General features: G+C 49.7%; 10 protein-coding genes. All 10 read right to left on the minus strand.

Going from position 1 to position 10014, the window contains the following annotated elements; genetic code table 11:
• Positions 1-432: 432 nt before the first annotated feature.
• Positions 433-993, minus strand: a complete 561-nt coding sequence (locus tag NST23_RS28340) for an MgtC/SapB family protein (protein WP_173597197.1) — start codon at positions 991-993, stop codon at positions 433-435.
• Positions 994-1515: 522 nt separating this feature from the next.
• Entirely contained in the window at positions 1516-2232 is a 717-nt protein-coding gene (gene rsmG / locus NST23_RS28345) for a 16S rRNA (guanine(527)-N(7))-methyltransferase RsmG (protein WP_122962233.1), read from the minus strand.
• A 14-nt stretch (positions 2233-2246) separates the two neighbouring features.
• Positions 2247-4145 carry a tRNA uridine-5-carboxymethylaminomethyl(34) synthesis enzyme MnmG gene (gene mnmG / locus NST23_RS28350; RefSeq protein ID WP_287103008.1) on the minus strand — a complete coding sequence of 633 codons (1899 nt, stop codon included), beginning with the start codon at positions 4143-4145 and terminating at the stop codon, positions 2247-2249.
• 199 nt (positions 4146-4344) lie between these two features.
• Positions 4345-5721: a tRNA uridine-5-carboxymethylaminomethyl(34) synthesis GTPase MnmE gene (gene mnmE / locus NST23_RS28355; protein ID WP_122962231.1), complete on the minus strand. Its 1377-nt coding sequence runs from the start codon at positions 5719-5721 to the stop codon at positions 4345-4347.
• Positions 5722-6030: 309 nt separating this feature from the next.
• Positions 6031-6660, minus strand: a complete 630-nt coding sequence (gene jag / locus NST23_RS28360; RefSeq protein WP_122962230.1) for an RNA-binding cell elongation regulator Jag/EloR — start codon at positions 6658-6660, stop codon at positions 6031-6033.
• Positions 6657-7415, minus strand: a complete 759-nt coding sequence (gene yidC, locus NST23_RS28365) for a membrane protein insertase YidC (protein ID WP_122962229.1) — start codon at positions 7413-7415, stop codon at positions 6657-6659. Before yidC ends, jag begins: the two co-directional genes overlap by 4 nt.
• 36 nt (positions 7416-7451) lie before the next feature.
• Positions 7452-7676: a membrane protein insertion efficiency factor YidD gene (gene yidD / locus NST23_RS28370; RefSeq protein ID WP_340965153.1), complete on the minus strand. Its 225-nt coding sequence runs from the start codon at positions 7674-7676 to the stop codon at positions 7452-7454.
• A 4-nt stretch (positions 7677-7680) separates the two neighbouring features.
• Complete coding sequence (gene rnpA / locus NST23_RS28375; RefSeq protein WP_063231695.1) at positions 7681-8049, minus strand: ribonuclease P protein component; 369 nt, start codon at positions 8047-8049, stop codon at positions 7681-7683.
• 110 nt (positions 8050-8159) lie between these two features.
• Positions 8160-9131: a nucleotidyltransferase gene (locus tag NST23_RS28380; protein ID WP_340965155.1), complete on the minus strand. Its 972-nt coding sequence runs from the start codon at positions 9129-9131 to the stop codon at positions 8160-8162.
• Positions 9132-9297: 166 nt separating this feature from the next.
• Positions 9298-9435 carry a 50S ribosomal protein L34 gene (rpmH, locus tag NST23_RS28385; protein WP_217022156.1) on the minus strand — a complete coding sequence of 46 codons (138 nt, stop codon included), beginning with the start codon at positions 9433-9435 and terminating at the stop codon, positions 9298-9300.
• Positions 9436-10014: the final 579 nt, after the last annotated feature.

Below are 10014 nucleotides of genomic sequence, written 5' to 3' on the forward strand. Positions count from 1 at the left end.
CAAGATTTTGTTAGGAGTGTACATGCTTGTTGTGAATGACAACCATTCAGTCATGCACGGACCTGATCGAGTCTTTTCGAAAATGCTTGTGGAGATAGATGTTCTGTTCACACTGTGAAAGGAGGCTAGTTCTTCAGAGCTAGTTTCCGTCCTCCTCGCATTTCAGACCGTCAGCCACTTTCCCTCAGAAATGTCTCTTTCCCTCATTTCCTCCGTTTCCTTTAGAGGATAGCGCATAAATCTCGCTTACAAGGTTCTCAGGCCCTACAGACTGTCCTTCCTAAAAGACGCTTCTTGCCTATCCGATCGTTTTGAAAAATCCCCTTTGACCTATCGTCATTTTCTAGACAAATGACTTCGGTTTTCTTTTATATAAGTAATTCTGCAAGCTTTGCCCAATTCCTGCTTGGGAAAAACGTTTCACGTGAAACATCAATCGTGATCATGGTCATAGAAATTGGCTCTGCCGCTGTGTTTGCCCCGCTCCTCTCCTCCTATGCTCTCATCTGTAGGATGTGAAATCTTGGTGACAGCAAAAAGCTTCGGAAACAGTCGATGAAAGTCCAAAGTCAGGTAGGCAAAGAAGGCAGCGACAATCGCCGTAATATACATTCCGGCACTAAACATCAATCCGATGGCAGACGCAACCCACATCCCTGCTGCCGTAGTCAAGCCTTTAACGGAACCGTTAAATTTGAGGATGGCTCCCGCTCCCAAAAATCCCATGCCAGTCACCACCTGAGCAGCTACCCTGCCCGGATCGTTGTTTACCCCGCTGGACTGAAAGCCGTAAATCGAAGCTAGTCCAAACAGACATGAGCCGAAGCAAACCAGGCTGTACGTGCGAAAACCCGCTCCTCGTTGTCTGCTCACATCCTTGATAAAACGCTCGCGTTCCCACCCCATGATGGCTCCAGCCAAAAAAGCGAGAAACAGCCTCAGCAATATGGTCGGAAGCTCTGATGGAAAAAGAGACACCCACACTTCTTCCATGTCTATCATCCTCTCAGAACGGTTGTCGTTCCCTGTAACGTTACTGGTATGTATATGCCCTCTGAAAGAGTTCCATGCTTGAAAAAGTAGATTCGTTTAGTCGGCCCGCTCCCCAATCGGTCAGTGGCCGATACACAAGCAGAGACACCTTTCCTCTGCTCCTATCAATAGACTGCCAAAAGATATCCGCTACTTTTGCCACAAGAAAAACCCGGTTCGAGAAAAAGGTAGAAATACACGTCACGTCATTAGCCCCCAAAACCTCCCTCTCCTTGGCACAAACTTTTTCCACGAAACGAAACCACACCACCCATGACTGTTTTGGCGGCAATCGACACTCAATCGCATTTCCCTTTTTACAGCAACACACCAAGGCTTTTGCCCCCAAAACGGTCATGACCGTTTTGTTGATCGCGAGCGGTCCCATCCCATTTCATGAAAAACGTCGAGATTTTTTTCACAGAAAAAAAGACCGCAGCGTCCAACTGCGATCTTTCCATCGTTCCTTGAGTCTTACAGTCACTATACCAGCGGTTTTTTCGCAGGAACGCCTGCTTTGCGCGGATAGCTCTTGGGTGTAGCTTCTACCTTTTCGATAATCACGATGTTGCGCTCTCCTGCTTCCTCCAGCAGTTGGAACGTCTCGACCTTTCGCGTTTTGCCGCCCAGCGTCTTGATCGCCTTTTTCGCTTCGTTCAGCTCTGGCGTAATATCTGCCCCTTTGAGAGCGATAAAATGACCTTTTGGCTGAGCAAATGGCAAACAAAATTCAGAGAGCAAATTCAGGCGGGCTACAGCCCGTGCTACGACCAGATCAAACTTTTCCCGATAGTTGGCTTCCTGCCCGCGATCCTCTGCCCGTCCATGCACCGGATGAACATCTTCCAGCCCCAGTTCACTCGCTACATGCTGCAAGAAGCCCATGCGCTTGTTCAACGAATCAATAATCGTCATTTTCACATGCGGGAAGCAAATTTTCAGCGGGATGCTGGGAAACCCGGCTCCTCCTCCGATATCCACTACCGATTTTACCTGGTCAAAAGGAAAGTAGAAGGCAGGGGTGATCGAGTCGTAAAAATGTTTGACGTACACTTGTCCTTCTTCCGTAATGCCTGTCAAATTCATTTTTTCGTTCCATTCCACGAGCAAACGGAAAAAGTGGTCGAATTGCTCTTTTTGACGCTCTGTTAAGGAAATGCCTTGTGCAGCAAGCGCCTCGGCAAACTGTTCTTTAGTCATTTTGGCTAATCTCCTTACTCCGCTGCCCCTACGCGTTTATACTCCAGATACACCATCAATACCGAGATGTCCGCAGGAGTAACCCCGGCGATACGCGCTGCTTGCCCGATGTTCAGCGGGCGGATATTGGACATGTTCTCGCGGGACTCTTTGGACAAGCCGGAAATTTGATGATAGTCGATGTCGGCTGGTATGCGGCGTTCCTCCATTTTCTTCATCCGCTCTACTTGCTGCAAAGACTTTTTGATGTAGCCATCGTATTTAATCTGGATTTCTACCTGTTCTGTCACATCGTCCGGCAAAACTTCCGGGGCTGGCACCATCGCCACAATATGGCTGTAGTTGATCTCTGGACGGCGCAACAACTGAGCCAGCTCGATCACTTCTGTCAATTCCGGCGAACCGGCAGCGCGCAATATTTCCTGCACATGTTCCATGTCAGGGCGTACACGCGTATTTTCCACACGTTCCTTTTCCTGCTCGATCAATCGGCGTTTTTCGTTGTAGCGTCTGTAGCGCTCTTCGCTGATCAAGCCGATTTCATAGCCGATATCAGTCAGGCGCAAGTCGGCATTGTCGTGGCGCAAAAGCAAACGGTACTCGGCCCGGGAAGTGAGCAGCCGATACGGCTCATGCGTTCCTTTTGTCACGAGGTCGTCGATCAGCACGCCGATATACGCCTCTTCCCTGCCCAAAATGACAGGCGGTTTCCCTTGAACGCGGCGTGCAGCATTGATCCCGGCCATCAAACCTTGGCCCGCTGCTTCTTCATAGCCAGATGTTCCATTAATTTGCCCGGCAGTAAACAATCCCGGCAATTTCTTCGTTTCCAGCGACGGCCAAAGCTGTGTCGGCACAATCGAATCGTACTCGATCGCATAGCCAGGGCGCATCATTTTGACTTCTTCCATTCCGGCCATCGAGCGCAACATGGACAGCTGCACGTCTTCCGGCAAGCTCGTGGACAAGCCTTGTACGTACATCTCTTCTGTATTTCGCCCTTCCGGCTCCAGGAAGATTTGATGGCGTGGCTTATCGTTGAAACGCACCACTTTATCCTCAATAGACGGACAGTAACGCGGCCCGGTTCCCTCAATCATGCCGGAGTACATCGGAGCACGGTGCAAATTGCTATTGATCAAGCCATGCGTGTCTTCATTGGTATACGTCAGCCAGCAAGGCAGCTGGTCCATAATAAATTCTGTCGTTTCATAAGAAAATGCCCGTGGAACAGGGTCGCCAGGCTGAATCTCCATTTTGGAAAAATCAACGCTGTTTTTATGAACACGAGGTGGCGTTCCCGTCTTGAAGCGAGTCATTTCAAAACCAAGCTCTTTCAAATGCAGCGCCAGGCGAATCGACGGGCGCATGTTGTTCGGCCCGCTCTCATACTGCAAGTCGCCAAGAATGATTTTTCCGCGCAAATACGTTCCGGTAGTCAACACGACGGATTTAGCCTTGTAGCGAGCGCCTGTCTGGGTGATGACCCCTACGCATACTCCATCTTCGACGAGCAGCTCCTCGACCATGGCTTGGCGGAGGATCAAATTTGGCGTATTTTCAATCGTTTTCTTCATTTCGTGCTGGTAGGCAAACTTGTCTGCCTGTGCACGCAAAGCATGTACAGCAGGACCCTTTCCCGTATTCAGCATCCGCATTTGAATATGCGTTTTATCCGTATTTCGTCCCATTTCGCCGCCGAGTGCATCCAGCTCCCGTACAACGTGGCCTTTTGCCGGACCACCTACCGACGGATTGCAGGGCATATAAGCGACCGCATCCAGATTGATCGTCAAAAGCAGCGTGTTGCAGCCCATGCGTGCCGCAGCCAAAGCTGACTCACACCCCGCATGACCTGCCCCGATTACGATGACGTCAAACGAGCCTGCTTCATACGCAGGTACAGCGTTCATTTTGTTTTCCCCCTTGCTCATAAGTGCTATCTCGCATCTAACTTTCTTTTCATAAAAACGATTGCGTCCTGCCAATACAGTACGACTTCTTTCTTGCCTATGCCGCGAGCTTTCCTCGCTCTAACCGACTACGCACCATCGCCATGCCTGCATCCCCTGCTTGCGGCGAATGACGAACTGTTTCTTTTCTATTACCAGCCTACTTGCCCAGACAAAATTGCGAGAAAATCTGATCGATCAAATCCTCACCGACACTCTCGCCGATGACTTCTCCCAACAGCTCCCACGACTTCTTGATGTCAATTTGAATCATATCGACTGGCATCAGATCGTCAATGCCGCCGAGCGCCTCGTCAATCGCTCTTTCCGCCTGGCGCAGCAATTGAATATGCCGGGCATTGCTGACATACGTCAAATCATCCTGCTGTACACGGCCGCTGAAGAAAATTTCTCCGATCGCCTGCTCCAGCAAATCGATGCCTTTTTCTTCGCGCGCCGACGTCATGATGAGCGGCTGCTGTGGAAAATGGCGTTTGATCTCTTCCAGGTCCACTTTTTGCGGCAAGTCGAACTTGTTCACAATCACGATGACCTGAAACCCTTTTGCCGCTTCAAAAATCGCATAATCATCAGCAGTGAGCGGTTCGTTGTAGTTGATCACGAGCAAGACGAGATCCGCCTTTTGCAAAAGCTGCCGCGATTTCTCTACCCCGATTTTTTCCACGATATCGTCCGTATCGCGAATGCCTGCCGTATCAATCAGACGCAAAGGCACCCCGCGCACATTGACGTACTCTTCGATAACGTCGCGAGTCGTCCCGGCTACATCCGTGACAATCGCCTTTTCCTCTTGAACAAGGCTGTTCAAAAGAGAGGATTTCCCCACGTTTGGCCGCCCGATAATCGCTGTCGACAAGCCTTCACGCAAGATTTTTCCTTGCTTTGCGGTCTGCAAAAGACGTTGAATCTCGCTTTTTACCTCCAGGCATTTTCCGCGCAGGAAGTTTTGCGTAAACTCCTCCACGTCATGCTCGGGATAATCTAACGTTACTTCTATATGGGCCATGGCTTCAATCAAATTTTGGCGCAGCTGGCGGATCAAACGCGACAGCTTCCCCTCTACCTGATTCAGTGCCACCTTCATCGCTCTGTCCGTTTTCGCCCGAATCAGATCGATGACAGCTTCCGCCTGGGACAAATCAACGCGTCCGTTTAAAAACGCACGCTTCGTAAACTCGCCCGGCTCCGCCAGTCTGGCTCCGTTATCGAGAATCAGTTCCAGCACCTTTTCAACGGACACGATTCCTCCGTGACAGTTTACTTCCACTACATCCTCCCGCGTAAAAGTTCGCGGAGCCCTCATAACAGACACCAGTACCTCTTCCACCCGATCTCCTGTATGCGGGTCGTACAAGTGCCCGTAATGAATCGTATGGCTGTCCACAGTGGACAACCGCTGTTTTCCTTTATATATCTTATCCACAACTTCGAGCGCTTCCGCACCGCTTACCCGAATGACGGCAATGCCACCTTCCCCCATCGGCGTCGCAACCGCTGCAATTGTATCGAATTTCATGACCTTCACCTCAAGCTTTCCAATCAGACAAGTCAGCCACTAACTTATTAGCTTAACAGATCGCCTTGAAAAATTCCAAATGAAAGTGTAAATTTTACACCCTCTCTTCATCAACAGGAAAAAGCAACCCTGCCGTCCAAGGTTGCTGTCCGCTCTCGTTATCCACAGTATGATCTTTTTTCGAAAAGCTCAACCCTCGCTTTGATTTATCCACAGTGGACAACCGTTTGCTTCGACATAAGCTGCGCCTGCATGCGCAAACGTCGACTTTTGTCGATAACACGTTCCTTTTGACACAAAAAAAGAAGCCTAACGCGAGGCTTCTTTCGGTGCAATGACGATGTATCGGTTTGGCTCGTCTCCTTCACTGAAGGTAACGACGTCCGCTCTTTTTTGCAAGAAGGCGTGAATTACTTTGCGCTCGGCAGCCGACATTGGCTCCAGCCGCACATCCCGTCTGGTCGACAAAGCTTTTTTCGCCACCCGGTCAGCCAGCTGCTCCAGCGTTTCCTTGCGGCGCATCCGGTAATTCTCGGCATCCAATGTGATGCGTACGTGTTTGTCCGCATGACGGTTCGCTACGACGTTTACGAGATACTGTAAGGAATCCAGAGTCTGCCCTCTGCGGCCAATGATGATTCCAAGGTTGCTGCCCTGGATATCAAACAGGATGCCCTCTTCATTAGTACGAGTCTCCACTTTGGCGTTCACCTTCATGTTAGACAAAACATCTTGAAGAAAGTCACGTCCCTGTGCAACCGGGTCGTAGTGGTATTCCACTTCCACTTTGGCGTCCTTCGCCCCAATCAGGCCAAACAACCCTCTGCTTGGTTCCTCCAGGACGCGGATACTCGCCTTTTCACGCGGTACACCCAATTCCAGCAAAGCTTTTTGCACAGCATCGTCTATCGTTTTTGCCGTAGCTACCACCTTTTTCACTTGGAGGTTCCCTCCTTGGGAGTAAGCTTATTGCCTTTATCACGATACAGGAAATACGTTTGTACGATAGTGAACAGGTTACCGTATACCCAGTACAGGGAGAGCGCAGATGGCAAGGTTACTGCGATAGCCAAAATCATCAGCGGCATCATGATCAGCATCATTTGCATTTGCGGGTTGCCCTGTGTAGCCTGTCCCATCATTTTCGACTGCAAGTAAGTCGTAACTGCGGCGATGATCGGCAAAATGTAGAACGGGTCTTTTTCGCCCAACGTCAGCCACAGGAAGGTTTGAGTCTTGATTTCTTCTGTTCGGATGATCGCGTGGTAAAAGGCGATCAGGATTGGCATTTGCACCAGCATCGGCAAGCAACCCGCGAGTGGATTGACGCCGTTTTTCTGGAACAGAGCCATTGTTTCTTGCTGAGCCTTTTGCGGATCGTTTTTGTGCTTCTCGCGGATTTTTTGCATTTCCGGCTGAAGCTCTTGCATTCTCTTGGAACTCTTGATTTGCTTGACCATCAATGGCAGTACGATCAAACGGATGATGACCGTCGCTACCAGGATACCAAAGCCGTAGTTGTTGCCAAGGATCAAAGCGCTTTCTTTAATCAACCAGGACAAGGGATATACGAGATATTTGTCCCAGAAGCCGGTTGCGTCAGGCCCGATTGGTGCAGCAGTCGTCGGGTTACAGCCTGACAGAACAAGAACCAGCATAGTCAGCATAATTATGCTGAGGGTACGTCTACTCAAGGGTGGTCCTCCTTTTCCCCGCTTCAGTGAGGTATGCTATTTGCGTTGATCCGGAACTGGATCAAACCCGCCCGGGTGGAACGGATGACATTTCAGGATGCGACGAAGAGCCAGCCAGCCTCCACGCCACGCGCCAAATCGGCGAACCGACTCGATCGCATAGTGTGAGCAGGTGGGCGCGAATCTACATGAAGGAGGCTTTAACGGAGATATGAACAGCTGGTATCCCCGAATCAACCGAACCATGATTTTCGCAACCATCGTTTCACCCTCTTTTTCCATTATGTACGGGTGCCCGTTTGATCACTTTGGCCCGCTTCATCACATGCAACAAAGATTGCTCAATGGCTTCAAGCGACATGTTTTCCACTCCCGGACGGGCGATGATGACTAGATCGAGGCCGAGTGGAATGACTGACTCCAACCGCGCTACCGCTTCTCGGATCAGCCGCTTGACTTTGTTGCGGATAACAGCGTTACCAATTTTTTTGCTGACGGAAATTCCAGCGCGAAAAGCAGCTTGTCCCTCCTGCTTGGCTGAATACAGGACAAATTGCTTGTTGGCAGCAGAAGTTCCTCGTTGAAAAACCGCTTGAAAGTGCTCATTTTTTTTGAGCCGGTGTGAACGATGCAAGGTAAACAACCCCTAACATCACAATTATAGTAGAAAACGCAAACAGCATCTACCAGTATATCCTTGTTTCGTCCACTTTTTTCCCAAAGTACACATACTTTGCAAGAAATTTAGCCGATTTTCGCGATCAGCTCGGCTCTTGCGCTTCGCAGTTCTGCCGCCTTCGCCTGATCCATCTGGAAAAAGCCCAGCTCCAGCAGCGACTCCCCAAGCCCTGGCGGAAGCTCTTGTCGATGCTCCTCCCACCAGTTGTCGGCGTCTGTGCTCGAATACAGCCAAACCGCTTCGGAAAACAGCAGGAACCCCGCTTCGACATACTGCTCCTTCTGCAAAAGTCTTCCCATCTTCTGCTGCAAAAGAACATCGTTTTCCGCTCCGAGTGCGAACGCCTCTGGACCAGCCTTCGTTTGCAAGTGGGCACGATAATCGGAAAGCACCGCCAGCCCTTCCATAAGCGCTTCTCTTGCAGCGTATCTCACGGAAAAGTGCCGCTCAAGCTCCGACCAGCCGCCTAACCCACTCACGAGCCGGAAAAGCGCACGATCGCTGAGCTGTCCTTGCGAGACGAAAGCAATCAGCTGCATGGCCTCCAGCCACCCTGCCCATTCGAGCAAAGCAGCGGAGTACAAGCGCCCTTCTGCCAAAGCCTCATCTGCGATGCGCTCGTACTCCTCGACCGCCGCCCTCGCCTGTGCAATCATCTTCGCTTTTGCCTCTTCTGATTCGAGATAAGCACGCATTTGTTGAAACCAGTCTGCAAAGCGGCCAGTTGGATCTGCCACCAGCCGTGCTTCCTGCAAATAGCGCCAACGCCAAGGATTGTCGCGTACATCATCCGCAGTCGGCACAGGATGGACATGCAACTGAATCAGTTGGCCTCGAAACGAATGATTTTCGCTGCGGTGTTCCCTCGTTCCCTCCACAAAAAGGTTCAAGTCGAGATCGCTGAAGGCGTCTGCCTCCCCTCTCCCAACCGAACCTCCTGCATAGGCGCAAACTAAGTCAGGCAAAGCCAGCTCATGGACAAAATCACGGCCTACCCCAATAAAAAAGTCGGTGAAATTCTCTTCATTAGGCTTCATCGTCCCTCCCGCTCTTTTCAAACAGCATGAATCAAGAACTTTTTTGGTAGCTAGGTAATGATTCTCCACCAAAAGGTTCCACGCCGCGGCGAGACTTCCTCTTTCCACCTAAAAAAAGAATTTTCCGACATCATCTGGCAAACAAAAAGGCCACTGGAAATGTGGCCTACGCGGAAAGAACTTTTCTACCTCTTTGACGACGAGCAGCCAAAATTTTACGGCCGTTTTTTGTGCTCATGCGCTTACGGAATCCATGATCCTTTTTGCGCTTGCGATTGTTAGGGTTGAATGATGGTTTCATTATCGTATACACCTCCGTCTAGCACAGACATTCTTTTGCATTATAAGGACATATATAAAAAAAGTCAAGCAGCGATGGAATTTCTTTTCCAAGGCAAATATCCCCACAAAACTATTTCCCGGGTCTGTGGATATCATTTTATCCACAAAAACAGGTTTCGACAACTTTATCTACAGCTTGTACACAAAATATAGATATGTGAATATGTGGCTAGTACCAGTGGTTGTGTTTGTGGATAAGTATGAAAAAACCATTGATGCCATGCCTTATATCTGTTATTATGTTTTTGTTTTGAAGCGTGAATAACTCCGATAGGCTAATCGGTTTTTCCACAGGGTGTGGATAAGTTTGTGGACAGATTCCTTCCTATGTGTATGTCGTTACACACAGGGATGAGGATAACCGTCTGCTTTTTTTCTCTTCTGCGAGCAGAATCCCTATTTTTCGACTTTTTTTATCCACAGTCGTCAAATACGACCGTGTTGACAATCGGGTCACACATATGCGGTTTTTGCAATTGTTATCGTTTATTTTTTATCGGTGATTTTTATTTTTCGGATGGCCCAAAAGGAGGGATTCTGG

The organism is Brevibacillus sp. FSL K6-0770, assembly GCF_038000275.1.
Classification (GTDB): domain Bacteria; phylum Bacillota; class Bacilli; order Brevibacillales; family Brevibacillaceae; genus Brevibacillus; species Brevibacillus parabrevis.